General features: G+C 73.0%; 25 protein-coding genes, 1 tRNA gene and 1 riboswitch. Of the genes, 16 read left to right on the top strand and 10 right to left on the bottom strand.

The features are described from left to right. Nucleotides 1-158: 158 nt before the first annotated feature. Nucleotides 159-605, bottom strand: coding sequence for an aspartate 1-decarboxylase (gene panD / locus ACFYE1_RS14730; protein WP_387744355.1), 447 nt, complete (start codon nt 603-605; stop codon nt 159-161). 179 nt (nt 606-784) lie between these two features. Next, a tRNA-Gly gene (locus ACFYE1_RS14725) sits at nt 785-855 on the bottom strand. Nucleotides 856-982: 127 nt separating this feature from the next. On the opposite strand from ACFYE1_RS14725, the gene dcd reads away from it, so the two are divergent. After that, a complete protein-coding gene (gene dcd / locus ACFYE1_RS14720) occupies nt 983-1,558 on the top strand; it encodes a dCTP deaminase (RefSeq protein WP_368821305.1) in 576 nt (191 codons plus the stop codon). Nucleotides 1,559-1,606: 48 nt separating this feature from the next. Here the strand turns inward: dcd and ACFYE1_RS14715 are convergent, their stop codons facing one another. Then, nucleotides 1,607-2,950, bottom strand: coding sequence for an MFS transporter (locus tag ACFYE1_RS14715; protein WP_387744352.1), 1,344 nt, complete (start codon nt 2,948-2,950; stop codon nt 1,607-1,609). Nucleotides 2,951-3,218: 268 nt separating this feature from the next. Here ACFYE1_RS14715 and ACFYE1_RS14710 point away from each other — a divergent pair, with 268 nt between their 5' ends. The 10 genes from ACFYE1_RS14710 to ACFYE1_RS14665 all read left to right on the top strand — a co-directional run bounded on the left by ACFYE1_RS14710 (nt 3,219) and on the right by ACFYE1_RS14665 (nt 13,826). Next, complete coding sequence (locus tag ACFYE1_RS14710) at nt 3,219-6,329, top strand: Na+/H+ antiporter subunit A (protein ID WP_387744350.1); 3,111 nt, start codon at nt 3,219-3,221, stop codon at nt 6,327-6,329. Continuing rightward, nucleotides 6,326-6,820, top strand: a complete 495-nt coding sequence (locus ACFYE1_RS14705; RefSeq protein WP_387744347.1) for a Na(+)/H(+) antiporter subunit C — start codon at nt 6,326-6,328, stop codon at nt 6,818-6,820. Before ACFYE1_RS14710 ends, ACFYE1_RS14705 begins: the two co-directional genes overlap by 4 nt. Continuing rightward, nucleotides 6,817-8,457 (top strand): Na+/H+ antiporter subunit D, encoded by a 1,641-nt coding sequence (locus ACFYE1_RS14700; RefSeq protein WP_387744345.1) that lies wholly within the window; start codon nt 6,817-6,819, stop codon nt 8,455-8,457. Before ACFYE1_RS14705 ends, ACFYE1_RS14700 begins: the two co-directional genes overlap by 4 nt. Then, nucleotides 8,454-9,173 carry a Na+/H+ antiporter subunit E gene (locus ACFYE1_RS14695; RefSeq protein WP_387744342.1) on the top strand — a complete coding sequence of 240 codons (720 nt, stop codon included), beginning with the start codon at nt 8,454-8,456 and terminating at the stop codon, nt 9,171-9,173. The genes ACFYE1_RS14700 and ACFYE1_RS14695 overlap by 4 nt, the downstream gene beginning before the upstream one ends. Then, nucleotides 9,170-9,442, top strand: coding sequence for a monovalent cation/H+ antiporter complex subunit F (locus tag ACFYE1_RS14690; protein ID WP_368821311.1), 273 nt, complete (start codon nt 9,170-9,172; stop codon nt 9,440-9,442). Before ACFYE1_RS14695 ends, ACFYE1_RS14690 begins: the two co-directional genes overlap by 4 nt. A gap of 62 nt (nt 9,443-9,504) precedes the next feature. Then, entirely contained in the window at nt 9,505-9,873 is a 369-nt protein-coding gene (mnhG, locus tag ACFYE1_RS14685; protein WP_387744361.1) for a monovalent cation/H(+) antiporter subunit G, read from the top strand. An 81-nt stretch (nt 9,874-9,954) separates the two neighbouring features. Continuing rightward, nucleotides 9,955-10,233 carry a DUF4235 domain-containing protein gene (locus tag ACFYE1_RS14680; RefSeq protein ID WP_387744339.1) on the top strand — a complete coding sequence of 93 codons (279 nt, stop codon included), beginning with the start codon at nt 9,955-9,957 and terminating at the stop codon, nt 10,231-10,233. Nucleotides 10,234-10,421: 188 nt separating this feature from the next. Next, nucleotides 10,422-10,543, top strand: a riboswitch (TPP riboswitch). A 90-nt stretch (nt 10,544-10,633) separates the two neighbouring features. After that, nucleotides 10,634-11,254 (top strand): ECF transporter S component, encoded by a 621-nt coding sequence (locus ACFYE1_RS14675; RefSeq protein WP_387744336.1) that lies wholly within the window; start codon nt 10,634-10,636, stop codon nt 11,252-11,254. Then, nucleotides 11,251-13,032, top strand: a complete 1,782-nt coding sequence (locus ACFYE1_RS14670; protein WP_387744333.1) for an ABC transporter ATP-binding protein — start codon at nt 11,251-11,253, stop codon at nt 13,030-13,032. Before ACFYE1_RS14675 ends, ACFYE1_RS14670 begins: the two co-directional genes overlap by 4 nt. Further along, nucleotides 13,029-13,826 (top strand): energy-coupling factor transporter transmembrane component T family protein, encoded by a 798-nt coding sequence (locus tag ACFYE1_RS14665; protein ID WP_387744331.1) that lies wholly within the window; start codon nt 13,029-13,031, stop codon nt 13,824-13,826. Before ACFYE1_RS14670 ends, ACFYE1_RS14665 begins: the two co-directional genes overlap by 4 nt. Nucleotides 13,827-13,833: 7 nt before the next feature. Here the strand turns inward: ACFYE1_RS14665 and ACFYE1_RS14660 are convergent, their stop codons facing one another. The 4 genes from ACFYE1_RS14660 to ACFYE1_RS14645 form a co-directional block, all read right to left on the bottom strand. Next, nucleotides 13,834-14,715, bottom strand: a complete 882-nt coding sequence (locus ACFYE1_RS14660) for an aminotransferase class IV (RefSeq protein ID WP_387744328.1) — start codon at nt 14,713-14,715, stop codon at nt 13,834-13,836. 29 nt (nt 14,716-14,744) lie between these two features. Further along, entirely contained in the window at nt 14,745-15,338 is a 594-nt protein-coding gene (locus tag ACFYE1_RS14655) for a uridine kinase family protein (RefSeq protein ID WP_387744325.1), read from the bottom strand. Then, nucleotides 15,335-15,862 carry a low molecular weight protein-tyrosine-phosphatase gene (locus tag ACFYE1_RS14650; RefSeq protein ID WP_387744322.1) on the bottom strand — a complete coding sequence of 176 codons (528 nt, stop codon included), beginning with the start codon at nt 15,860-15,862 and terminating at the stop codon, nt 15,335-15,337. The genes ACFYE1_RS14655 and ACFYE1_RS14650 overlap by 4 nt, the downstream gene beginning before the upstream one ends. A 94-nt stretch (nt 15,863-15,956) precedes the next feature. Next, nucleotides 15,957-17,894 (bottom strand): BCCT family transporter, encoded by a 1,938-nt coding sequence (locus ACFYE1_RS14645; protein ID WP_387744320.1) that lies wholly within the window; start codon nt 17,892-17,894, stop codon nt 15,957-15,959. A 328-nt stretch (nt 17,895-18,222) separates the two neighbouring features. On the opposite strand from ACFYE1_RS14645, the gene dnaK reads away from it, so the two are divergent. From dnaK to ACFYE1_RS14625, 4 genes are all read left to right on the top strand, one after another. After that, nucleotides 18,223-20,079 (top strand): molecular chaperone DnaK, encoded by a 1,857-nt coding sequence (dnaK, locus tag ACFYE1_RS14640; protein ID WP_387744317.1) that lies wholly within the window; start codon nt 18,223-18,225, stop codon nt 20,077-20,079. Next, the gene (locus tag ACFYE1_RS14635; RefSeq protein ID WP_387744314.1) at nt 20,076-20,735 is read left to right on the top strand and encodes a nucleotide exchange factor GrpE; all 660 of its coding nucleotides are present in this window, start codon (nt 20,076-20,078) and stop codon (nt 20,733-20,735) included. The genes dnaK and ACFYE1_RS14635 overlap by 4 nt, the downstream gene beginning before the upstream one ends. A gap of 164 nt (nt 20,736-20,899) precedes the next feature. Next, the gene (locus ACFYE1_RS14630; protein ID WP_387744311.1) at nt 20,900-21,916 is read left to right on the top strand and encodes a DnaJ C-terminal domain-containing protein; all 1,017 of its coding nucleotides are present in this window, start codon (nt 20,900-20,902) and stop codon (nt 21,914-21,916) included. Nucleotide 21,917: 1 nt separating this feature from the next. Further along, complete coding sequence (locus ACFYE1_RS14625) at nt 21,918-22,358, top strand: heat shock protein transcriptional repressor HspR (protein ID WP_387744309.1); 441 nt, start codon at nt 21,918-21,920, stop codon at nt 22,356-22,358. 30 nt (nt 22,359-22,388) lie between these two features. Here the strand turns inward: ACFYE1_RS14625 and ACFYE1_RS14620 are convergent, their stop codons facing one another. Genes ACFYE1_RS14620 through ACFYE1_RS14610 form a run of 3 tightly spaced genes read right to left on the bottom strand, consistent with a single transcriptional unit; the run spans nt 22,389 to nt 24,290 of the window. Continuing rightward, nucleotides 22,389-22,883, bottom strand: a complete 495-nt coding sequence (locus ACFYE1_RS14620) for a GNAT family N-acetyltransferase (RefSeq protein ID WP_387744306.1) — start codon at nt 22,881-22,883, stop codon at nt 22,389-22,391. Next, nucleotides 22,880-23,671: a tRNA (guanosine(46)-N7)-methyltransferase TrmB gene (trmB, locus tag ACFYE1_RS14615; protein WP_387744304.1), complete on the bottom strand. Its 792-nt coding sequence runs from the start codon at nt 23,669-23,671 to the stop codon at nt 22,880-22,882. The genes ACFYE1_RS14620 and trmB overlap by 4 nt, the downstream gene beginning before the upstream one ends. Nucleotides 23,672-23,675: 4 nt before the next feature. Continuing rightward, the gene (locus tag ACFYE1_RS14610; RefSeq protein ID WP_387744302.1) at nt 23,676-24,290 is read right to left on the bottom strand and encodes an LOG family protein; all 615 of its coding nucleotides are present in this window, start codon (nt 24,288-24,290) and stop codon (nt 23,676-23,678) included. Nucleotides 24,291-24,483: 193 nt separating this feature from the next. On the opposite strand from ACFYE1_RS14610, the gene ACFYE1_RS14605 reads away from it, so the two are divergent. Continuing rightward, nucleotides 24,484-25,749, top strand: coding sequence for a multidrug effflux MFS transporter (locus tag ACFYE1_RS14605; protein WP_387744300.1), 1,266 nt, complete (start codon nt 24,484-24,486; stop codon nt 25,747-25,749). Nucleotides 25,750-25,811: the final 62 nt, after the last annotated feature.

The following is a 25,811-nucleotide window of genomic DNA, read 5'->3' as shown; positions in this document are numbered from 1 at the left end:
GCCCACGGCGTAGCCGGTCAGGATGACGGCCCAGACGATGAAGAACCCCGAGAACACTCCGGTCACGGGACCCTCCCTCACGCTGCTGCGGGTCCGCGTCCGCGGGCCCCTACCGTTCTATCCCATCGCCGGCCCGTCCGCGGACAGGCCGGGGCCGGTCACGCGGCGGGGAGGTCGGCGCGGGCGGCGTCCAGCGTCCGGGAGAGGGGAGGGCGGGCGACACCGTCGAGCAGGGCCTCGGCGGGATCCGTCCCGAGGTCGACGATCCGGTTGTCCGCGTCCACGTGGACCACGGACGGCACGTGGGCGCGGGCCTCGGCGTCGTCCATCTGCGCGTAGCTGATGAGGATGACGAGGTCTCCCGGGTGCACGAGATGGGCGGCGGCCCCGTTGATCCCGACGACGCCGGAGCCGCGCTCGCCGGCGATCGTGTAGGTCTCCAGCCGGGCGCCGTTGGTGACGTCCACGATGGAGACGAGCTCGCCGGGGAGGATGTCGGCGGCGTCGAGCAGATCCTGGTCGACCGTGACCGAGCCGACGTAGTGGAGGTCGGCCTGGGTCACGACGGCACGGTGGATCTTGGCCTTGAACATGGTGCGCAGCATGACGGGAGAGGTGCTCCTCGTGAGCGGGGTGCGGGTGACGGGCACGGGGCCCGGATGGTCCGCCGGGCGGTGGCCGCCCCGGTGCAGATGCGGGGAAAGGGGCGCGGGAACATCCTACCGCGCGGTCCTCGGCGACGACGAACGCCCCGGCCGGGTGGGCTCGGGGCGTTCGGTGCGAGAGCGGCTGACGGGAATCGAACCCGCGTATCAGGCTTGGGAAGCGTGCGCTCTACCATTGAGCTACAGCCGCGCAACCGTGGATCGTCCGGCGCGCGCACCGGACGAGGACACCACACACTCTACACCACCCGCCGGGGCGGGGCCGGGCACGGGCCGGTCCCGCCCCGGCGCCCAGCCCGTGCGATACCTTGGGGACCGTGCTGATCTCTGACCGCGACATCCGCCGGGAGCTCGACGGCGGCCGGGTCGTCCTCGAGCCCTACGATCCCGCCCTGATCCAGCCCGCCAGCATCGACGTGCGGCTGGACCGCTGGTTCCGGCTCTTCGACAACCACAAGTACGCGCACATCGATCCGTCCGTGGAGCAGCCGGAGCTCACGCGGCTCGTGGAGGTGGACCCGGACGAGGCCTTCGTGCTCCACCCGGGGGAGTTCGTGCTCGGCTCCACCTACGAGAAGGTGACGCTGCCGGACGACATCGCCGCCCGCCTCGAGGGGAAGTCCTCGCTGGGACGCCTGGGTCTGCTGACCCACTCCACGGCGGGGTTCATCGACCCCGGCTTCTCGGGGCACGTCACGCTCGAGCTGTCCAACATGGCCACGCTGCCCATCAAGCTGTGGCCGGGATCCAAGGTGGGGCAGCTGTGCTTCTTCCAGCTCTCCTCGCCCGCGGAGCACCCGTACGGGTCCGGCGCCTACGCCAACCGGTACCAGGGGCAGCGCGGTCCGACGGCATCGCGCAGCCACCTCGGGTTCTCCCGCACCCGCATCTGAGCGTGCACCGTCCGGCCACCTGCGGCCGGCGTGCCTGCGGCCGACGGCTCACCGCCCGGCGGGCTCCGCGGGCGGCGCCGCCGCCGTCTTGGGGTCGCGCGCGCGCAGCAGCAGGAGCAGGCCGGCGCCGATCACCAGGAGGATCCCGAGGATGCCCCACCGCTGCGCGCCGAGCACGGAGACGAACACCGCGAACAGGGTGGGCGCCAGGAAGCTCACGGCCCGGCCCGTGGTGGCGTAGAGGCCGAACAGGGCGCCCTCCTCGCCGGTCCGCGTGAGCCGGCCGAGGAACGTGCGGGAGGCGGACTGCGCGGGTCCCACGAACAGGCACAGCAGCAGCCCGCAGACCCAGAACGCGGCCGTGCCCTCGAGGACGAGCAGCGGTGCCCCTGCCAGCAGGATGCCGACGAGGGACACCACGATGACGCGCTTGGGCCCCACCCGGTCGTCGAGCCGGCCGCCCACCAGTGCGCCCACCCCGGCGGCCACGTTGCCGACGATCGCGAAGACGATGACCTCGCTGAGGGTGAAGCCGAACGTGCCGGCCGCGATGACGCCGCCGAAGGTGAACACCGCGTTGAGCCCGTCCCGGAACACGGCGGAGGAGAGCAGGAACCACAGCGTCTGCGGGGCGTCCCGGTACAGCCCCCGCAGGGTCTGCCACAGCTGGCGGTAGGAGCGGGCCACGGACGGGCGCGGCCCCCGGCGGGCCGGGCGGATCTCGGGGACCACCAGCAGGACGGGGATCGAGAACAGCGCGATCCACAGCCCCGAGAACAGGGCCACGGCCCGCACGTTGAGGGCGTCCTCCTCCGGGATGCCGAGCAGGCCCGGGGTGATGAACCCGAACAGCACGATCGTCAGGGCCACGATCCCGCCGAAGTAGCCCATCGCCCAGCCCTGGCCGCTCACCCGCCCGATGTGCTCGCGGCCCGCGATCCCGGGCAGCATCGCGTTGTAGTTGACCACCGCGAACTCGTCGAAGACGTTGGCCAGCGCCAGCAGGCCCACGCCCAGGTAGAGGTACGGCTGGTCGGGAAGGACGAGGAAGCACAGGGCCGTGAGCAAAGCCGTGAGCATCGTGTTGATGCCCAGCCACAGCTTGCGCCGGCCCGCGCCGTCGCTGCGTTGCCCCACCACCGGTGCCAGCAGGGCCACGACGACGCCGGCGGCGCCGATCCCGTAGCCCAGCACCTCCGAGGCGTGGTCCTCCCCGCCGAACGGGTCGCTCGTGAGGTAGACCGTGAACACGAACGTCGTCATCACGGCGTTGAAGGCGGCGGACCCGGCGTCCCACAGGCTCCACGCCCACACGTGCGAGCGGCGCGGCACGAACGGCGTCGCGGGAGGGGCCGGTGAGGGGGCCGGGGGGCCTGGGGGAGTGGCGTCCATGGCAGTCATGCTAGGCCCGTGGTGCCCGGAGAGGGCATCGGCCTCGCCGACCGGTCGCCCCGCGGTCCGGGAACCGCCCGGCGAACCGTCCGGGATCCTCCAGGCTCCGCCCGGACCCGAGGACACGGGGCGGCAACACCCCTTTGATAGGGTGGTTTCCCCGGGTGCGCCCCGGCCACCCCGTGCTCGCACTGGCCCTCCGTGCCCGCGTCCGGGCTCCACGACGCCCGCCCGTCGATCCCTTCCCCGCGACCTCCGGAGGCGCCCGATGACCGCTGTGCTCCTGCTCCACGCAGTGGTGGCCGCGGTCGCGCCCCTGCTGTTCGCACGGATGGGACGCAGCGCCTTCTACCTCCTGGCGGCGGTCCCGCTCATGGGCTTCCTGTGGCTGCTGGCCTCCGCCCCGCGGGTGTACGGTCCCGAGGGCGGCTGGACCGAGGGCGGTGAGTGGATCCCGTCCCTGCACCTGGACCTCGTCCTGCGGATGGACGCCCTCGCGTGGGCGATGTCCCTGCTCGTGCTCGGCGTGGGCTCGCTGGTGCTGTTCTACTGCGCCCGCTACTTCAAGTCCGACGCGAGCGGCATCGGCGGCTTCGGGGCGCAGCTGCTCGCCTTCGCGGGCGCCATGTTCGGTCTCGTGACAGCCGACGACATGCTGGTGCTGTTCGTCTTCTGGGAGATCACGACCGTCCTGTCCTTCCTGCTCATCAGCTACAGCCGCACCCGCCTGTCCGCCCGGCGGGCGGCCCTGCAGGCCCTCGTGCTCACCACTGCCGGTGGCCTGGCCATGCTGGTCGGCATCGTGATGCTGGGTCAGGCCGCGGGCACCTACCGGATCTCCGAGGTGCTCGCAGCGGCCCCCGAGCTGGCGCAGCGCGGGACCGTGGTGGACGTGGCGGTCCTCCTGCTCCTCGTGGGGGCCGTGACGAAGTCCGCGCTGATCCCGCTGCACTTCTGGCTGCCGTCCGCGATGGCCGCGCCCACCCCGGTGTCCGCGTACCTGCACGCCGCCGCGATGGTCAAGGCCGGCGTCTACCTCGTGGCCCGCTTCGCCCCTGGCTTCGCCGAGACGGCACTGTGGCAGCCGACCGTCACGGTGCTGGGGCTGGGCACCATGCTCTTCGGCGGCTGGGCGGCCCTGAAGCAGTACGACCTGAAGCTCATCCTCGCCTACGGCACCGTCAGCCAGCTCGGCTTCCTGGTGGTGATCGTGGGCCGCGGCTCGGCGGACACGGCCCAGGCGGGCCTGGCCATGCTCCTCGCGCACGGGCTGTTCAAGGCCACGCTGTTCCTGGTGGTCGGGATCATCGACCACCGGGCGGGCACCCGCGACATCCGCCGCCTGTCGGGGCTCGCCGGCCACGTGCCGGTGCTGTTCGCCGTCTCGCTCGTCGCCGCGGCGTCCATGGCGGGCCTGCCGCCGCTGGCAGGGTTCGTGGCCAAGGAGTCCGTGCTGACCGCGTTCGCCCACGACGTGGACAGTGCGGCCGGGATCGCGGTGCTCGCCGGGCTCGTCGTCGGCTCCGTCCTGACCTTCGCCTACAGCGCCCGGTTCGTGTGGGGCGGGTTCGCCCAGAAGTCCGCCGAGTTCTCCGAGCTCGACGCCGGGGTCGGTGGCAAGGCCGTGATCAGCGACATGCAGCGCGTCGAGCCCTCGTTCCTCGCCGCGCCGCTCGTGCTCTCCGTGCTCACCGTGGTCTTCGGCCTGTGGCCCCAGCCGGTGAACGCCATGCTGCAGCCCTACGTCGACCAGTTCCCGGTCACGGAGGAGCACGAGTTCTACCTGGCCCTCTGGCACGGCCCGACCCCCGCGCTCGGCCTCTCCGCCGTGATCATCGCGGGTGGACTCCTGATCCACCTCGGGCGCCGCCGCGTCGCCGACGTGCAGCGGGCCCTGCCGTCCCTGCCGGCGGGCGAGCTCGTCTACCGGCGGGCCGTCAACGTCCTGGACCTCGCCGCCGTGTGGATCACCGGCCGCACCCAGCGCGGTTCGCTGATGTTCTACCTCTCGGTCATCCTGATCACGGCGATCGTCGTGCCGCTCGTGGCGCTGGTCGTGGAGGAGACCCCGCCCCTGGGCGCGCTGAGGGTCTCCGACGGCCCGGCCCAGCTGATCGCGGGCGCGGCCATGGTCGTGGCGGCCCTGCTGGTGCCCCTGGCCACCAAGCGCTTCCTCGCGGTGCTGCTCGTGTCGGTCACCGGCTACGGGCTGGCACTCATCTTCGCCCTGCAGGGCGCGCCCGACCTCGCCCTGACGCAGACGCTCGTCGAGACCGTGCTGCTCGTGGCGTTCGTGCTCGCCCTGCGCTCGCTGCCCGCACCGCTGTGGCACCGCAACCCGGCCGGGCGCCGCCTGCTGCGCGGCACCATCGCGGTGACCTTCGGGCTGTTCATGATGGCGCTCGCGGCGTTCAGCATCTCGTCCCGCACGGCCGATCCGATCTCCCTGGAGCTGCCGCGGATGGCCTACGAGCTCGGCGACGGCCAGAACGTGGTCAACGTGATCCTCGTGGACATCCGCGCGTGGGACACGTTCGGGGAGATCTCGGTGCTCGTGCTCGCCGCCACCGGTGTGGCCTCGCTGATCTTTGTCACGGGCCGCGGGGACCGCATCGTCCGCTCCGGGGACGATCCCACGACCGACCAGCTGCGGATGATCCGCCGGCGCAACGCCGCGGCCGTCTCGCCCGGCGGCGAGCCCCTGGACGTGGGTCTCGCCCGCCGCGACGACGACCTCGAGGACCCCTACCTGCTCGCCGGGAGGACACTGGCCCCCGAGCGGCGCTCGATCGTCTTCGAGGTGGTCACCCGGCTGCTGTTCCACACGTTCATGATGGTCTCGCTCTACCTCCTGATCGCCGGGCACAACGATCCCGGCGGAGGGTTCGCGGGCGGTCTCATGGCCGGCCTCGCCCTGACCGTGCGCTACCTCGCGGGCGGACGCTACGAGCTCGAGCTGGCCACCCCGATCAACGCGGGCACGATGCTCGGGATCGGACTGGCGCTCGCCGCGCTCTACGCCGTCACCCCGGTGTTCCTGGGCGGGTCGGTGATGCAGAGCTACACCTTCGAGGCCGAGCTGCCGGTCCTCGGCGCCGAGAAGTTCGTCACCGCCCTGGTCTTCGACATCGCGGTCTACCTCATCGTGGTGGGGCTCATCCTCGACATCCTGCGCTCGCTCGGCGGGCGGATCGACCAGCGGATCGAGGAGGACGCCGTCCGCCGGCGGCGGCGCGCCCCGGGGCGCGGCACGCGCATCCGCGTCACGCGCCAGCGGAAGGTGGCCGCGGCGCCCGCCGGCTCGACCCCGGCGACGTCCGCGACGTCGCCGACCCCGATCACGAGTACCGGCCCGGGCGGAGGCGGAGAGCACCGATGACCGTGAACCTGACCCTGCTGGTGGTGATGGGCGTTCTCTACGCCGTCGGCGTGTACCTGCTGCTCGAGCGCTCGCTCACCCGCGTGCTGCTCGGGCTGATGCTGCTGACCAACGGCACGAACCTGCTCATCCTGCACGCCGGCGGGGCCGCAGGGTCCGCCCCGCTGTACGACGGGTCGATCGCCGCGGAGGACTACAGCGACCCGCTGCCCCAGGCCCTCATCCTCACCGCCATCGTGATCTCCCTCGCGGTCACCGCGTTCCTCCTGGGCATGATCTACCGCTCCTGGGTCCTCGGGCGCCGGGACGAGATCCAGGACGACGTCGAGGACCGGCGCGTGGCGCGGCAGTCCTCCTACGACATGGAGGACGACGCCGACGTCCCCGCCGACACCACCGAGTTCGACGAGGCGCCTCGCCCCCGGAATCCGGGCGAGACCCTCGAGGCCCCGGGCGCCCGCGGCATCGAGAAGTGGGGAGGCGACCGGTGACCGTCAACTTCGCCCAGCTCGCCCCGCTGGCCGTCATCATCCCGTTCCTCGGCGCGGCCCTGAGCCTCCTGCTGCTGCGGCGCAACGCCCTCCAGCGGACCGTGGCCATCGGCTCGCTCGTGCTCACCCTCGCGATCGAGGCCCTGGTGCTCGGGACCACGTGGGACCTCGGCCCGCAGGCCGTCCACCTCGGCGGCTGGGAGGCGCCCTGGGGCATCGTCATGGTCGTGGACCAGCTCTCGTCCCTGATGCTCGTCGTCTCCACGGTGGTCTCGCTCGCCGTGCTCGTCTACGCGAGCGGGCAGGGCGTGGCCGACGGCGACGAGGAGGGGCCGATCTCGATCTTTCACCCCTCCTTCCTGATCCTCGTGGCGGGGGTGTCGAACGCCTTCCTCGCGGGGGACCTGTTCAACCTCTACGTGGGCTTCGAGATCCTGCTGACCGCGTCCTACGTGCTCATGACCATGGGCGGGACCGTCCAGCGGATCCGCACCGGCGTGACCTACGTGGTCGTCTCGGTGATCTCCTCCGTGCTGTTCCTGATCACCATCGCGATGATCTACGCGGCCACGGGAACCATCAACATGGCCGACCTCTCGGTCAAGCTCGAAGGCCTGCCGGTGGGCACCCAGATGCAGCTGCACCTGATGCTGCTCATCGCGTTCGGCATCAAGGCCGCCGTCTTCCCACTGTCCTTCTGGCTCCCGGACTCCTATCCGACCGCCTCCGCGCCCGTCACCGCCGTGTTCGCCGGTCTGCTGACCAAGGTGGGCGTGTACTCGATCATCCGCACCGAGACCGTGCTCTTCCCCGGGGACCGGCTCGACGACCTCCTGATGTGGGTCGCCCTGCTCACCATGGTGGTCGGCATCCTGGGCGCGCTGGCGCAGATCGACATCAAGCGCATGCTGTCCTTCACGCTGATCAGCCACATCGGGTACATGATCTTCGGCGTGGCGGTGGGCACCCAGGAGGCGCTCTCCGCCACGGTCTACTACGTGGCCCACCACATCGTGATCCAGACGAGCCTGTTCCTCGTGGCGGGGCTGATCGAGCGCCGCGGCGGTTCCACCAACGTGGACCGGCTGGCGGGGATGGCCAGGATCTCCCCGCTGCTGGCCCTGCTGTACCTCGTGCCCGCGCTCAACCTCGGGGGGATCCCGCCGTTCTCCGGCTTCCTGGGCAAGACCGGCCTGCTGCAGGCCGGCGTCAACCAGGGCGACGTCCTGGCCTACGCCCTCGTCGCGGGTTCCGTGGCGGTGTCCCTCCTGACCCTGCTCGCCATGATCCGGGTGTGGAACCGCGTGTTCCTGCGCTCGCCGGAGGACGCGGAGTACCCGGACCCGATCCTGCTGGCCCCGGTGCCCGCCGGCTCCCGGTTCCTGCTCACCTCGGGTGCCGTCGACGACCAGGCGGGCCGGTTCGCGGGCAAGGGCGACGTGCGCCTGATGTCCCCCTCGATGCTCGGCGGGGCCTCGGTCCTCGTCGCCGTGGGGGTGGCTCTGACCGTCTTCGCCGGGCCGCTGTTCCAGCTCGCGGACAACGCCGCGGAGAACCTGGTCCACCCCGAGCGCTACGTCCAGGCCGTGCTGGACCCCGCGTCCGCGCCGAGGCCCGTCGTGGAGGAGGCACCGTGACCCGGCCCAAGAACTCCCTGCTCGTCGAGCTGCCGCTGCTGGTGTGGCTCGTGGTCGTGTGGGGTGCCCTCTGGGGCGACTTCGGCGCCGGCAACCTGCTGGTCGGACTGGTCCTGGCCCTGCTCGTCACGTGGGTGCTGTACCTGCCGCCCGTCCAGTTGTCCGGCCGGTTCAACCTGCTCCAGTTCGCCGTCTTCGCCGTGACGTTCGTGTGGCAGGTCGCCAAGGCGAGCATCGAGGTCATGCTCATCGCGATCCTCGTGGGTCCGCGCGCGCGCAACGCCGTGGTCGGCGTCCAGCTGCGCACGCGCTCCGACCTGCTCCTGACGGCCACCGGCCACACCATGACCCTGATCCCCGGCTCGCTCGTCGTGGAGGTGGACCGTGCCGCCGGCACGCTGTACTTCCACGCGCTCAACGTCCGCAGCGCCGAGGAGGCCGAGGACTTCCGCCGCTCCGCGCTGCAGGTGGAGGCCGCCTGGATCCGGATCATGGGCACGCCGGAGGAGCTCGCCGCCCTGCGGGCCGAGCGACGCGGCGGAGGTGGCTCCCGCGCGGACCGGCGGGACAGCGCCGCCATCAGCTCCCCGGTCACCGCGAGCCAGCAGATCGTGGGCCGCCGCCGGGACGAGGTCGCAGCCGGCACCCCGAGAGACACCCCGGCCGGCACACCGAGAGACACCCTGGCCGACACCCCCGAGGAGGACCGACCGTGATGCAGATCGCCGTGGCCGTCGCGGCCGTGCTGCTCAGCGCGGCCGCCGCGGGCACCCTCTACCGCCTTGCCAAGGGACCGTCCCTGCTGGACCGCGTGGTGGCCACGGACGTGCTGCTGGCCATCGTCGCAGCCGCCCTCGCCGTGGAGATGGCCTACCACGGCCACCTCAACAACCTGATCCTCATGGTGATCGTCTCGCTGGTCGGATTCATCGGGTCCGTGACGGTGGCCCGCTTCGCCACCCAGACCGCCGAGCACGGGCGGTGAGCGCCGTGCTGGACACCGTCCTGGACGCCGCCGCGGCCGTGTGCCTCGTGGCCGGCGCGCTCATGTCCCTCGCCGCCGCGATCGGCCTGGTCCGCTTTCCGGACCTGCTGACGCGCATGCACGCCGGCACCAAGCCGCAGGTCTTCGGGCTGCTCCTCATGCTCACGGCCGTCGGCCTGGAGAACCGCGACCCGGTCATGATCCCGCTCATCGCCCTCGGCTGGATCTTCCAGCTGCTCACCGTGCCCGTCTCGGCGCACATGGTGGGCCGCTCGACCTACCGGACCAAGCACCTGAACCGCACCACGCTGACCCAGGACGACCTGCAGACGGTGCTCAACCGCGCAGCGGAGGGTTCCGGGGAGGGGGCCGCCGGGGCGCCCCCCCGTGCCCAGCCCGGACGGCCGGCGAGCGGACGGACAGCAGACTGACGGATCGGCGGCGACGCGTTAGGCTGGACGGGATCGACAGGGCGCACCCGCGTCCCCCCGGACGACAAGGAGCAGCACTCCATGAACACCAAGGTCCTCGAACTCGTGGGCACCGGCCTCTCGCTCGGCGGCGTGGCGCTCTCGCACAAGGTGCTCGGCGCCGCGTGGATGCGCATCACCGGCGACCCGCCCCCCGCCAAGAACCCGGACCCGGACGAGGCCTGGACGGGCATCATCATCTGGTCGCTCGTGACCGGCCTCGTGGGCACCATCATCAAGGTCAGCGTCTCCCGCAAGGTGGCCCAGATCGAGAACAAGTCCCAGGAGAACCCCAAGGCCTCGAGCCAGGCCGAGGTCTGAGACCCGGCGGGCACCTCACGAGGGGGCCCGTCCGGTCGGACACCGCACCGGTGTCCGACCGGGCGGGCCCCCTCGTCGTGGAGCGGGCGTGCGACGGGCGCACCGCGGGAACGCCGTGCGGGCGCGGCCGGGGTGCCGAGGCCGACGCGCGTGCACGGAACGGGCGACGGAGGGGTAGACTCGGTGCCACTGAACGACAGGGGAGCGCTCCCCGCCGGTGAGACCGGCGCGGCGCTGAGAGTGCGGATCGCCGCAGACCCTCGAACCTGCTCCGGTTAGCACCGGCGAAGGGAGTCGAGCATCTCAGGGGTGTTTCCCCGGGAGCGCGCCACCGGCGCGGCCCGCGGAACCCCGTCCCCTCCTGGCACCGACGGCTCGCTGAGCCCAGGAGGAACCCACCGTGAACACCACCACCCACCGTCCCGCCGGCCGCCCCGGCGCGTCCCGCACGTCGTCCTGGCGGGTCGTCGACATCGTCGTCGCCGCCGTCCTCGCCGCCGTGTGCGCGGTCGTCTTCTGGGCGTGGTCAAACCTGCTCTACCCCGTGGTCGGCACGGCCGCGGTCGCCTATCCGCCCGCCGTGGGCCTGATCGCCGGCGGCTGGCTCGTGGCCGGCGTGCTCGGCGGGCTGATCATCCGCAAGCCCGGTGCCGCCCTGTTCTGCGAGCTGCTCGCCGCCGTGATCGAGAGCTTCCTGGGCACCCACTTCGGCCTGCTGGTCATCCTCTCCGGCCTCGTCCAGGGCATCGGCGCGGAACTGGCCTTCGCCGCCTTCCGCTACCGCCGGTTCGATGCCCTCACGGCGGCCGTCGCGGGCGCCGTGAGCGGGATCTTCCTCGGCGTCCACGAGAACATCGTCTACAACTACGAGTGGGTGCTGGGCCACCAGGTGGTCTACGTGGTCCTGGCCGCCGTCTCGGGGGCGGTGCTCGCCGGCCTGCTCATGCAGGCCGTGGTGCGGGCCCTCGCGGCCACCGGTGTCCTGCAGGGCCTCGCCTCGGGGCGGGCCGTGCGGCGATGACGGCTCCCACGGCCCGCGGGGCGCGCGTCGAGGCCCGCGGCTTCGGCTGGCACCACCCCGGGCGGGAGACGGCGGCGCTGCGCGGTCTCGACCTCGTGGTGGAACCGGGGGAGCGGGTGCTCCTGCTGGGTCCCAGCGGGGCCGGCAAGTCCACGCTCCTGCACGCTCTGGCAGGAGTCCTCCACGACGAGGACGGGCAGTCCGTCTCCGGCGAGCTGCTCATCGACGGCGCGCTCCCGGAGCAGGCGCGCGGCCGCGCCGGGCTCGTGCAGCAGGACCCCGAGTCCCAGGTGGTGCTGTCCCGGATCGGCGACGACACCGCGTTCGGCCTGGAGAACCTCGCGGTGCCCCGCGAGCAGATCTGGCCGCGGGTGCGCGCGGCCCTCGACGACGTGGGCCTGGACCTCCCGCTCGACCACTCCACCGCGGCCCTGTCCGGCGGACAGAAGCAGCGCCTGGCGCTCGCGGGCGCCGTGGCGATGAGCCCGGGCCTGCTGCTGCTCGACGAGCCGACCGCCAACCTGGACCCCTCCGGCGTGCGTCAGGTCCGCGACGCCGTGGTGTCCTGCCTCGACGGCAGCGGGGCCACGCTCGTGGTCGTGGAGCACCGCGTCGCCGTGTGGGCCGAGGTCGTGGACCGCGTCGTCGTGCTCGGCCGCGACGGGGGGATCACCCACGACGGGGCCCCGGGGCAGGTGCTCGGCGCGGCGGCCGACGAGCTCAGCGGGGCGGGGGTGTGGGTTCCCGGACGGGTGCCGGCCACGCGCCCGTCCGCGGACTCTGCCGGAGGTCCTGCCGTGAGCCCGTCCGTGGCCGACGGCCCCGGGGCGGACGGCGAACCGCTGCTCAGCGCCACCGGTCTGGGCGTCTCGCGCACCCAGCCCTCGGCACGGCAGCTGCGCGCCCGGCGGCGGGCCCGGCGCCGCGGCCGCCCGGTGGACGACACCGTCACGGGCCGCGACCTCCCCACGGCGGTGGACGACGTGGAGCTGGGCCTGCGCCGGGGCCGCGCGCTCGCGCTCACCGGGCCCAACGGCGCCGGCAAGTCCACGCTCGCCCTGACGCTGGCGGGTCTGCTGGCCCCCGTGCGCGGCACCGTGCGGGCCCACCCGCGCCTCGACCGCGGCGCGGGCCCCGACCCGCTGGAGTGGAGCGGACGGGAGCTCGTGGCCCGTGTGGGGACGGTCTTCCAGGAGCCCGAGCACCAGTTCCTGCGCGCCACCGTGCGCGCGGAGCTCGAGCTCGGCCCCCGGCTGGCGGGCACGCCGGGGGCCGAGCGGGAGCGTCGCACGGACGAGCTGCTCCGCCGGCTGCGGCTCTCCCACCTGGCGGACGCGAACCCGTTCACCCTCTCCGGCGGCGAGAAGCGGCGGCTGTCCGTGGCCACGGTGCTCGCCACGGACCCGGACGTGCTGGTGCTCGACGAACCCACGTTCGGCCAGGACGCCCTGACGTGGGCGGAGCTCGTGGACCTGCTGGTGGAGCTCGTCGACGCCGGCACGTCGGTCCTGGCCGTGACCCACGACGAGGACTTCGTGCGGGCGCTCGGCGCCGAGGTGCTGGCACTGGGTGCGCCTCCCGAAGGGGACCGAGCCACTCACGCGGCACGGGCCGGGCGGCAGGCCCCGGCAGCACCTGCGGCCGCCACCGCACCGGCACCACCGGTGGCAGCCGCAGCTCCGGCCGCCGCCCCTGCGTCAGCCACTCCGGCCGCTCCAGCGGCTCCGGCCGCTGCCCCCGCGCGGGCCGTCCCGGCCCGGCGGGAGCCCGTCCGATGAGCGCTCCCGCGATCGCGCCGTCGGCGCGGACCTCCCTGCTGGGACGGACGAACGCCGTGGTCAAGCTGTCCGGGGCGCTGCTGCTCACCGTGGTGCTGCTGCTCAGCGCGGACCCCGTGACGTCGGGGACCGTGCTGCTGGGCGAGGTGCTGCTCCTGGCGCTGGCCGGTCAGCGCCCGCTCGCACTGCTGCGCCGGGCATGGCCGGTGGTCGTGGCGGCCCTCGTGAGCGGGTGGGGCACGGCGCTGCTCGCCGAGGACTCGGGGCCGGTGCTGCTCGACCTGGGGGTCACCGTGATCTCGGCCGGTTCGGTGGCCGCGGGCGCGGCGATCGCCCTGCGCGGACTGGCGCTGGCGCTGCCCGGGCTGATGCTGGTGCTGACCACGGACCCCACGGACCTCGCCGACGGCCTCGCCCAGACGCTGCGCCTCCCGGCCCGTTTCGTGCTCGCGTCCCTGGCCGCGCTGCGGCTGGTGGGCGTGATGGCCTCCGAGTGGGCCACCCTCGCGATGGCTCGGCGGGCGCGCGGCACGGGGTCCGGGCACGGGCCGGCGGGCGCGCTGCGGGAGTTCGGCGGCCAGGCGTTCACGCTGCTGGTGCAGTCCCTGCGCCGGGCCACCCGGCTGTCGGTCACCATGGAGGCCCGCGGCTTCGGCGCGGGTCCGCGCACGTGGGCCCGCGTCCCGGGGTACTCCTGGCGGGACGCCGCGGTGCTCGCGGGCTGCGCGGCGGCCGCCGCGGCGGGTCCGGCGGTGTCCGTCCTGCTCGGGACGCACCGCTTCATCTGGGCCTGAGCCCGGATCAGGCCTGCGAGACCCAGCCCGTGACGAGGCGCGTCAGATCCGGGTCGACCGGCAGCGGCTGGTGGTCGAGCCGGCGCACCGGCACCGCGAGCCGGACGCTGGAGACCAGCCACACGGCGTCGGCCGCCATGAGGTCCGCCGGGTACAGCGGCCCGTAGCCGAGCTCCCAGCCGTCCCGGCGGGCGGCGGCGAAGATTTTGGCCTGCGTGGTGCCCGGCAGGATCCCGTGCGAGGGCTCCGGCGTCAGCAGGGTGCCGCGGCCGGCGCGCACGCGGGCGCAGACCACGGAGGACGTCGCACCCTCGAGGACCCTGCGGCCCTCCGTGGTGAAGACCGCCTCGTCCGCGCCGAGGGAGCGGGCGTGGCGCAGGGCGGCCATGTTGATCGCGTAGGAGAGCGTCTTGGCCCCCGGGAGCAGCCACGGGTAGCCGGCGTCCTGGGCGGGGTCGTGGCCGCGCGGCAGCAGCACCGCGGTCACGCCTTCCCGCCGCTGACGGAACGTGGTCTCCGGCACGGGGCTCACCGCGATCCAGGACCACGGGCCGTCCGCCGGGGTGCCGCGGCTGACCACGACCTTGACGGCGTGCTCGGGGCCCAGGCCGCCGTTCCCGCCGGGCGCGGCATGGGCCAGCGCCAGCTCCACCGCACCGCGCAGGTCCCGCGCCGACGGCACGGGCAGCTGCGCCAGCCGCGCGGAGGCCGACAGCCGCTGGTGGTGGGCCTCGAACTTCTGCACGAACCCGTCCACGGCGCGCATGGTCTCGAAGACGCCGTCCCCGCGGGTGAGCCCCTGGTCGTCGATCCGCACGAGCGGGACGGACGGATCGGCGAGGACGCCCGCCGGGTGGGCGGCGTCGAGGACGACGACGGTGCTGGTCACGGATCCTCCTGTCGGTGCGGCCGGAGCGTTCAGCAGACGGGGCCGGGATGCAGGATGTCCACCTGCTCCCAGACGTGGTCCTCCGCCAGGTAGGCGTCCTCCTGGGCCGCCCAGCGGTCCCAGTGCTCGGCGTAGTACGAGCCGTCACGGCTCAGTGCGCGGTCGTAGCGCAGGGCGGTGGGCAGCTCGACCCACACGGAGACGTCCAGCAGTGCCCGGGCCTCGGCGCTGCACGCTCCGACGCCCTCCAGGATCACGACCTCCGCCACGCGGGTCAGCCGCGGTGTGCCCGGGGAGCCGGTGACCCAGTCCCAGGCGCTCCACTCCGCGTCCCTGCCCTGGTCGAGAGGTGCGAGGACCTGCTGCACGTAGGTCCGCCGGCCGGGTCCGAGCCCGTCCCAGCCCGGGTAGAGGTCCTCGAGGTGGAAGAGCGTCACGTCCCGCACCGGGCGCAGCACCGCGGCGAGCTGCTCGGCGAGGCTGGTCTTGCCGGCGCCGGAGCGCCCGTCGATGCCGATGAGGTACGGGCGGCGGGTGGGCGAGGGGAGCAGCCGCGCCAGGTTGGTGCCGGCGGGGTGGGCCGCGGCGAGCGACGGGTCCAGCTCGAGCTCGATGTCGATCACGCGCGTCCGGCGTCCTGCGCGGGGACGCGCGCGGAGTCCCGGTCGGCACCGAGCTCCCGGGCGACGGCGCGGACGACGCCCGGGACGGCGGCGGTGATCATGCCGAAGGTCGTCTCGAAGTCCTCCGGGCCGCCGTACCAGGGGTCGTAGATCCCCAGGTCGTCGTGCTCGAGGTCCTCGATGGCGGGGTCGAACTCCCGCAGCAGCCGCACCTTGGCGGCTGCGGACCCGTCCGGGGCGAGCTCCCGCAGGCGGCGCCAGTGCACGACGTCCAGGGCGAGCACGAGGTCCCGGTCGTCGAAGCGGATGGGGTCGAAGACCTGGGCCGCGTGCCGGGAGGCGTCGAGCCCCTCGCGGCGCAGAAGGTCGTCCGCGCGGGGGTCCACGGGGTTGCCGAGCTCCTCGTCGCTGACGCCCGCCGAGTCGATCCGCACGCGCTCCGCCAGTCCTGCGGCCTCGAAGGCGCGGCGCAGGACGAACTCCGCCATGGGCGAGCGGCAGATGTTGCCGGTGCACACGGTCACGATCGAATACATAGCGGGAAGTCTAGGCCGTCCGGTCCCGGCACGAGAAGTGCGGCCGCCGCCCGGGGCGACGGCCGCACTCGGCTCCGGGACGTCAGGCCCGGTCACCGGCCCGGTCGAGCGCGCGCTCGGGCTCCTGCTCGGGGTCCTGCTCAGGGCCCCGGGCCGGGGTGGAACCGGCGGAGAGGTCGATCTCCTCGCCGTTCTCGTCGACCCGCCGGTACCAGTCGGTGACGGCCGGGTCGTGGGAGTCGAACGTCTCACCGGCGGCGCGGGCGCCGGGGGCGTGCTCCACCTGGAGGGCGAAGTCGTCGCCGTGCTCCTCGATGCCGTGGATCACTGCCTTGCGCACGGCCGTGAGGGCGAACGCGTGGCGGATCGTGGCCGGGTCGCTGCGCAGGTCCTTGTAGAAGGAGACCATCAGGAAGGCGACGATCACGGCGAAGGGCAGGGCCGAGACGGTCACGAGGTTCTGCATGCCGGTCAGGGCGTCGTCACCGCCCACGAGCATCATGACGGCCGCGATGCCGCCGAGGCACAGGCCCCAGAACACGACGATCGTCCGGCTGGGCTCGGGCCGGCCCCGCTGGGAGAGCGTGCCCATGACGATGGACGCGGAGTCCGCGCTGGTCACGAAGAAGATGGCGATGATGACCATGGCCAGCACCGAGGTGACCGCGCCCAGGGGCAGCGCGTCGAGCATGCCGAACAGTGCGGCCTCCTGGCCGCCCGCGGCGGCCAGGTCGGTGCCGGTGCGCTGCAGGTACATGGACGTGCCGCCGATGACGACGAACCAGAGCACGCACATCGAGGACGGGACCACGAGCACCACGGTCACGAACTGGCGCAGCGTGCGGCCGCGGGAGATCTTGGCGATGAACATCCCGACGAACGGGGACCAGGACAGCCACCAGGCCCAGTAGAAGACGGTCCAGCCGCCCGCGAAGGCGGTGACGTCCTCGCCCCAGCCGCCGGTCTGCCCGGTCATCCAGAGGTACTCCTGCAGGTAGGTGCTGAACACCGCGGGGACCAGGTCCAGGATCAGGACGGTGGGCCCGGCCACGAACACGAACAGGGCCAGCAGGAAGGCCAGCAGAAGGTTGGTGTTGGAGAGGTAGCGGATGCCGCGGGCCACACCGGAGACGGCCGAGACCACGAAGGCGGCCGTGAGGACGGCGATGATGGCGATGAGGCCGCCGTTGCCGAGCGGCCCCCAGCCGGCGACGATCTCGAGGCCCCGGGAGATCTGCAGCGCGCCGATGCCCAGGGAGGCCGCGGTGCCGAAGAGGGTCGCGAAGATGGCGAACACGTCGATGAGCCGGCCCAGGCCGCCCTCGGCGCGCCGCTGGCCGATCAGCGGCACGAAGATCCGGCTGATGAGCGGGGGGCGCCCGCGGCGGTACGCGCCGTAGGCGACGGCCGCGCCGACCACCGCGTACATGGCCCAGGGGTTGAGGCCCCAGTGGAAGGCCGTCTGGACGAGGGCGTAGACGGTCATCTCCTCGGAGCCGGACTCCGCCCCGAAGCCGGGAACGCCGGCGCCGAAGTGGCTCAGGGGCTCGGAGGCGCCGTAGAACATCAGGCCGATGCCCATCCCGGCGGCGAAGAGCATGGCGAGCCACGAGAAGAAGGAGTACTCCGGCTTCTCGTCGTCCATGCCCAGCGGGATGCGGCCGGTCCGGCTGAAGCCGACCACGAGCATGAACAGCACCGCGGCCGTGGACAGGGCGGTGAAGAACCACCCGGCGTTGCCGGTGACCCAGCCCAGGGCCGCGGTGGAGGCGGCCGTCAGGGACTCGGTGGAAAGCACGCCCCAGGCGATGAACGCCACGATCAGCGCGGCCGTGACGAGGAAGACGACCTTGTCCGTGCCGTAGCGCAGCTTCTGGTCCTCGACGGCGATGCCGGGGACCAGGGCGGGATGGATGCCGTGCGGGTAGTTGATCTCACGCAGCACCTCCCGGGGCTTCGGCCGGCGGGAGGACTCGGCCGCGCTGGGCGGCTGCGGCGAATGGGGTGGCGTGCTGCTCACGAAGGCTCCTGAGGTGTCGGGTGCGTGCGGTGGCGTGTCGGTGCGTGCGGTGGCGTGCGGGGCGGACCCGGAAGTGTCGTCGGTGGCCCGCGAGACCGGGCACAAACAGCCCAGCGTAGCCGACGCCCTGTCGCTGGGGCAGGGAGTGCGGGGCTTCTCACACCCGCCGTCGCTCCTGAGTTGAGTCAACATGGCTCAAGTTAAGTTGACATCGGCGGCTCACGTGGCAGACTTGAGCCAGGAAAACTCAAGAACTTGAGACCTCCGGGACCCCAACCGGGCCGTTGCGGCCCACCCGGTTCAGCTCGACCCGAAGGAGAACACGCCCATGTCTCGTGCAGTAGGAATCGACCTCGGCACCACCAACTCCGTGGTGTCCGTGCTGGAGGGCGGCGAGCCCACCGTCATTGCCAACGCCGAGGGCAACCGGACCACCCCGTCCGTCGTGGCCTTCTCGAAGGACGGCGAGACCCTGGTCGGCGACATCGCCAAGCGGCAGGCCGTCACCAACGTGGACCGCACGATCGCCTCGGTGAAGCGCCACATGGGCACCGGGTGGTCCACGGACATCGACGGCAAGAAGTACACGCCGCAGGAGATCTCGGCGCGCATCCTGATGAAGCTCAAGACCGACGCCGAGTCCTACCTCGGCGACAAGGTCACCGACGCCGTGATCACCGTCCCGGCGTACTTCAACGACGCCGAGCGCCAGGCCACCAAGGAGGCCGGTGAGATCGCCGGCATGAACGTGCTGCGCATCGTCAACGAGCCCACCGCCGCGGCGCTCGCCTACGGCCTGGAGAAGGGCAAGGAGGACGAGCTCATCCTGGTCTTCGACCTCGGCGGCGGCACCTTCGACGTCTCCCTGCTGGAGGTCGGCAAGGACGAGGACGACTTCTCCACCATCCAGGTCCGGTCGACCGCCGGCGACAACCGGCTCGGCGGCGACGACTGGGACCAGCGGATCGTCGACTGGCTGCTGGCGCAGGTGAAGTCGAAGACCGGCGCCGACCTGTCCAAGGACAAGATCGCCCTGCAGCGCCTCAAGGAGACCGCGGAGCAGGCCAAGAAGGAGCTGTCCTCCGCCACCAGCTCCAACATCTCCCTGCAGTACCTGTCCGTGACCCCGGAGGGTCCCGTGCACCTGGACGAGCGCCTCACCCGCGCCAAGTTCGAGGAGCTCACCCGGGACCTGCTCGAGCGCACCGAGAAGCCGTTCAAGGACGTCATCGCCGAGGCCGGCATCTCCGTGTCCGACATCGACCACGTGATCCTCGTCGGCGGCTCGACCCGCATGCCCGCCGTCGCGGAGACCGTCCAGCGCCTGGCCGGCAAGGAGCCCAACAAGGGCGTGAACCCGGACGAGGTCGTGGCCGTCGGCGCCGCGATCCAGGCCGGCGTGCTCAAGGGCGACCGCAAGGACGTGCTGCTGATCGACGTGACCCCGCTGTCGCTGGGCATCGAGACCAAGGGCGGCGTGATGACCAAGCTCATCGAGCGCAACACGGCGATCCCCACCAAGCGGTCCGAGACCTTCACCACAGCCGAGGACAACCAGCCCTCCGTGTCCATCCAGGTCTTCCAGGGCGAGCGCCAGTTCACGCGCGACAACAAGAACCTGGGCACCTTCGAGCTGACCGGCATCGCCCCCGCGCCGCGCGGCATGCCGCAGATCGAGGTCACCTTCGACATCGACGCCAACGGCATCGTGCACGTCTCCGCGAAGGACAAGGGCACCGGCACCGAGCAGTCGATGACCATCACCGGTGGGTCCTCCCTCTCCAAGGAGGACATCGACCGCATGGTCAAGGACGCCGAGGCCAACGCCGAGGCGGATCGGGTGCGCCGCGAGGCGGCCGACCTGCGCAACAATGCGGAGCAGCAGGCGTACTCCGTCGACAAGCTCCTGAAGGACAACGACGAGAAGCTGCCCGCGGACGTCAAGTCCGAGGTGCAGGCGGACGTCGACGCCCTGAAGCAGGCGCTCGAGGGCGAGGACGACGACGCCGTGAAGACGGCCTACGACAAGCTGCAGCAGTCCCAGACCAAGCTCGGCGAGGCCCTCTATGCGCAGTCGCAGACCGAGGGCGCCGAGGGCGGCCCGGGTGCGGGCGCCACCGGTGCCACCGGTGACGAGGACATCGTCGACGCCGAGGTCGTCGACGACGAGGACGAGAAGAAGTGAGCATGCCCGACCCGACACCAGGACCCGACGAGAACGCGGACGGCCACGGCGCCGGGGACGCTCCCGGCGGGCCCGCCGCCCACCACGGCGAGCAGGGCGCGCAGGACTCCGGTGACAGCCCCCGCGAGGAGGCCGCGCCGGAGGGCCTGACGGTGGACGACATCCTCTCGACGCCCCAGTCGACCGACGCGGAGGCCGGGGACGCCGCGCCGGCGACCGCGGGGGAGGACTCCCCGGCGGCGGCCCTCGCCGAGGAGCGGCTCGAGGAGCTGCGCCGGCTGCAGGCGGAGTTCGTGAACTTCAAGCACCGCACTGCGCGCGAGAAGGAGCAGCTCCGGACCTTCGTGACGGGAGACCTCCTCCAGACGCTGCTGCCGGTGTTCGACGACATCGACGCGGCCCGCCAGGCCGGGGACCTCACCGACGGCCCGTTCGCGGCGATCGCGAACAAGCTCGAGGAGACCCTCGTCCGCCAGGGGCTGACCCGGATCGGGGCGGTCGGCGAGAGGTTCGACCCGAACGTCCACGAGGCGGTGCTGCAGCAGCCCACGAACGAGGTCGAGCCGGACCAGGTCTCGATGGTTCTGCGCTCCGGCTTCCGGATCGGCGAGCGCGTGGTGCGGCCGGCCCAGGTCGCCGTCGCGGTCGCCGAGTGAGGCCGGTCCCGGCCTGATCCCGGCGACGGCAGGGGAGGTCCGTCCCGCGGGCCTCCCCTGACCCGTCCACCGGTCCCCGGCGCCGCGGCGCCGGGGACGACCCCAGGACCACCACCGGGCCCTGCTCCGCAGGCCCCCGACCGGCCCCACAGAAAGGAGGCGTCATGGCCAGCCAGGACTGGATCGACAAGGACTTCTACAGCATTCTCGGCGTCTCCAAGGACGCGTCCGAAGCCGACGTCAAGAAGGCCTACCGCAAGCTCGCCCGCCAGTACCACCCGGACCAGAACCCGGGCGACGCGGAGGCCGAGCAGCGGTTCAAGGACATCACGGAGGCGAACTCCGTGCTCTCCGACCCCGAGGAGCGCAAGCAGTACGACGCGATCCGCGCCATGGGCTCCGGTGCGCGCTTCACCGCCGGCGGACCGGGCGGCGCCGGCGGCTCGGCGAACTTCGAGGACCTCTTCGGCGACATCTTCGGCGGAGGCGGCGGCGGTCGCCGACGCCGCACGACCTACTCCACGGGCGGGTCGGGTGGCCCGGGCGGGTTCGAGGACCTGTTCGCGCAGTTCGGCGGCCAGACCGGGTACGGGGCGCCGGGCGGATACGGCGGCTACCAGGCCCCGCCGGCCCGCGGGGAGGACATCCGGACGGAGACGACCATCCCGTTCCGCTCCTCGGTGCACGGCACCACGATCAAGCTGCGCCGCGGCAACGGCCAGGAGACCACGGTGCGGATCCCGAGCGGCGTGCGCGACGGGCAGAGGCTCAAGCTCGCCGGCAAGGGCCACTCGGGTCCGGGCGGCGCCGGTGACCTCTACGTCACCGTCCACGTGACACCGCACCCCTTCTTCACGCGTGGGGAGGGCACGGACGACGTCGAGGTCACCGTGCCGATCACGTTCCCCGAGGCGGCCCTGGGCGCCACGATCGAGGTGCCCGTGCTGGACGGCGGCACCGTGCGCGTGAAGGTGCCCGCCGGGACGTCCTCGGGCCGGCGCTTCCGCGTCAAGGGGCGCGGGTTCAGCACGGCCAAGGGCGCGGGCAACCTCATCGTGACGGTCGAGGTGCACGTGCCGGCCCAGCTCGACGAGCAGGCGCAGGCGGCCGTTCGCGCGTTCGCCGAGGCGACCGGGGGCGAGGATCCCCGCCTCGGGCTCGCCGAGAAGGCACGGGTCTGAGATGGCGCTGGACGCCGATCAGCCGCTGTTCGTGATCTCCGTGGCCGCGGAGATCGCGGAGATGCATCCGCAGACACTGCGCCAGTACGACCGGCTCGGCCTCGTCAAGCCGTCCCGCGCCCCCGGCCGGGCCCGCCGCTACTCCCAGCGCGACATCGAGAAGCTGCAGCAGATCCAGGTGCTGTCCCAGCAGGGCGTGTCCCTCGAGGGCATCCGGCGCATCCTCCAGCTGGAGAACCAGGTCGCGCTCCTGCGGTCGAGGGTGGCGGAGCTGTCCCAGGAGCTCGAAGAGGCCCGGGACCGGGTCGAGGAGTCCTCGCGGATCTTCGCCGCCGGTGTCGGCGGGGACGTGGTGCGCATGGCCCGCGGCGCCCGCCCCCGGGCCCGCAAGATCTCGCAGGCCGTGGTGCTGTACCGGCCCCCGCGCCAGCAGGAGCGCTGAGGCCGCACCGGTCCCCGGACCGGTGCGACCTCAGCGCAGGACCTTCTCGAAGCCCACGTCGTGGACGCCGCCCGGGTAGACCCGGGCGGCGCCTGGCAGCGGGACGTAGCCGCTGCTGCGGTACAGGGCGAACGCCTTGGGCTGGCGGTTGCCCGTGGTGAGGTGGATGCGGCGGTAGCCCCCCGCGGCGGCGAGCCGCTCGAGCTCGGCCAGGACGCGGCGCGAGATCCCGCGCCGGTGGTGCGCCGGTGCGGTCCACACCCGCTTGAGCTCGGCCGTGGCGTCGTCGTGCCGGCGGAACGCCCCGCCGCCCACCGTCGCGCCGCCCTCGAGGAGGAGCAGGAGCCCCCCGGCGGAGGCGGTGAAGTCGGCGACGGGGTGGTGCGTCATCTCCTCCGCCCCGATCGCGGGCCCGTAGCGCTCCACGTACTCGAGGTGCAGCCCCTCGAGCAGCGGGTGCGTGCGGGGATCGCCCGGGAGCACGACGACGAAGCCGTCCCGCTCCGGACCGGGGACTGCGCTCACGCCGTCCGGCGGTAGACGAGGTCGCGCGGGACGCGGCCGGCCTCCTGCGCCTTGCGCTCGAAGCTCGTGAGGACCCGACCCTCCCAGCGGGGGGCCCAGCCCGTGTCCGGGTGCTCGTCGTCGGCGAGCGGGCCCGGGTGGACGTTCTCGAAGTGCGGGGACGCGTCGAGGACCTCACGCATCACCAGGGCGTACTCCTGCCAGTCCGTGGCGAGCCGCCACAGCCCGCCCGGCACGAGCACCCGGGCGGCGAGCTCGGCGAACGCGGGGGAGACCAGGCGCCGCTTGTGGTGACGGGTCTTGTGCCAGGGGTCCGGGAAGAACACCCACAGCTCGTCGACCGAGGCCGGGGCGAGCATGTGCTCCAGGACCTCGGGAGCGTTGGCCTGCACCACGCGGACGTTGTGCACGCCGGCCTGGCCCGCCTTGAGCAGCAGATCAGCGATCCCGGGCTTGTACACCTCGACGGCGAGGAAGTTCCGCGCGGGGTCCTGGGCGGCGGCGTGCACGACCGCCTCCCCGAGCCCGGAGCCGACCTCCACGACCAGGGGCGCCTCGCGCCCGAAGGCCTCGGCCGCGTCGAACTCGTGGTCCGGGTGGACGGAGGTGTCCGTGCGCACGCGCGGGACGTCGAGCACCCGGGTCGGCGCCCAGTCGTCCCAGGCCTTCTGGCGGCGGGCGGTGAGGCGGTCGCCGCGGCGCACGAAGGAGTACGGCCGGCGGTGGAACGCCTCGGGGACGGGGCCCTGCGCGGAGCCCTCGGCGGGGGAAGGGGTGTGCTCGCTCATCGCCTCACATCCTAGGGGCAGGGCGGGCCACAGGCGCCTCGGCCCCGGGACCGGTCGGCCGGGACCAGCGCCGGCGCGGCGCCTCCCACGCCGCGAACCGGGCGAGCAGCTCGTCGGCGTCCTGGGCGACCACGGCGGCGTCCCGGTACTCGGGGCGCACGAGACCGGCGGCAGACATGGAGGCCACCGCGTCCAGCATGGGCCTCCAGCAGCCGGCCACGTCGAGGAAGCCGACCGGCTTGGCGTGCACCCCCACCTGCAGCCAGGTCCAGGCCTCGAAGATCTCCTCGAGGGTGCCCAGGCCGCCAGGCAGGGCCACGAAGCCGTCGGCGAGCGCGGCCATCTCCGCCTTGCGCTCGTGCATCGTCCGGACGATGCGCAGCTCGGTCAGCCCCGTGTGGGCCGTCTCGTCGTCGACGAGGGACTGCGGCATGACTCCGACCACCTCGCCCCCGGCGGCCAGGGCGGCGTCGGCGACGACGCCCATCAGTCCCACGTGGCCGCCGCCGTAGACGATGCCCACGCCGCGGCGGGCGAGGGTGGTGGCGAAGGCCCGGGCAGCCTCGGCGAACAGGGGGTCGGAGCCGAGGGAGGCCCCGGTGTACACGGCGAGTCTCATGGGACCATTGTCGCCGTCGTGGTCGCGGCCATGGTCGTCGCCGTCCTCGTCACGGTCACCGTCCGCGTCGTTGTCGTGGTGGTCGTGGCGGTGGCTGTGGTGGTGGCTGTCGCCGTCGTGGCCACTGCCGCGGCGTCGATAGCATGAGACGCGCCCCGCGCCCGCCCCGCAGACCCCTGCCGAAGGACCTCCCGTGAGCCCACCGCCGCCCGACGACCCCGTGCGCTCCCGCCTGCGTCTCTCCGGCGGCAAGGACCGGGTGGTGCTCGTGGCGGCCCTGGGGATCCTCAGCGCGGTGAGCCCGATGGCCACGGACATGTACCTGGCCTCGATGCCGGCCATGGCCGGGCACTTCGGCGCGTCAGCCTCCGCGGTGCAGCTGACGCTGACCACGTACATGATCGGCATGGCGGTGGGGCAGTTCCTGCTCGGGCCGGTCTCCGACGTGCTGGGCCGACACCGGCTCATGGTGGCCGGCAACGCGCTGTTCCTGCTCACCTCCGTCGCCGTGGTCCTGGCCCCGACCATCGGGACGGTGCTGGTCCTGCGGGCGGTCCAGGGCCTCGCCGGGGCGGCGGGCGTGGTGATCGCCCGCGCCGTGGTCTCGGACATCGCCTCCGGCCGCGGGGCCGCCAAGCTGTTCTCGATCCTCGCGACCATCACCTCCCTCGCCCCGGTGGTGGCCCCGCTGCTGGGCGGGGTGATCGCCACCGTGGCCCCGTGGCAGACGGTGTTCTGGGCGCTCGCGGCGTTCGGGCTGCTGATGCTGGCGTGCTCCGTGCTCGTGGTCCCCGAGACGCTGCCCTCGCACCGGCGGCACCGCGGCGGGGTCGGCGCGGTCGTCACCGGCTCCTGGCGGGTGCTGCGCACCCCGTCCTTCATGGCCTACGCGCTGGCGTTCGGCCTCGCGTTCGGCGCCCTGTTCTCGTACATCTCCGCCTCCTCCTTCGTGGTCCAGAACGTGCTCGGCTACTCGGCGCTCGGCTACTCCGTGGTCTTCGCCGTCAACGCGGGCGGCTCGATCCTGGGCGCGGTCGTCAACACCCGCCTCGTCGACCGGGTCGAGCCCGGCACGATCCTCCGGACCGCGATCGTGGTCATGGCCACCGTCAACGCGGTGGGCCTGGGCCTGGTGCTGGCCGGGGTCACCGGGTGGACCACCCTGGCGCACCTCTTCGTGAGCCAGACCTGCATCGGCTTCGTCATGGGCAACGCCGTGGCCCTTGCCCAGGGCCGGGTCCCGGGCCGGGCCGGAGCCGGGTCGGCGGTGCTGGGGCTCGTCCAGTTCCTCCTGGGAGGGCTCGTGAGCCCGCTGACCGGGCTGGCCGGTCAGCACACCGCGGTGCCGATGGCCATGTCCATGGCGGTGTGCTCACTGCTCGCCACGGGCGCGGTGCTGCTCGCGCGCCGGCTCTCGCGGCGGGCGCCGGAGGACCCCGCCGCCCGGCTCGGGCCGTGATCGGACGGGAACGGGCCGGGGCCACACCGTGGCCGAGTCGTCCGTCCCTGACGGAAGGACCG

This window comes from Kocuria nitroreducens (genome assembly GCF_042879195.1).
Lineage (GTDB): Bacteria > Actinomycetota > Actinomycetes > Actinomycetales > Micrococcaceae > Kocuria > Kocuria nitroreducens.
The sequence above is the reverse complement of the archived record's forward strand: the minus strand, read 5'-3'. Positions and strand labels throughout refer to the sequence as shown.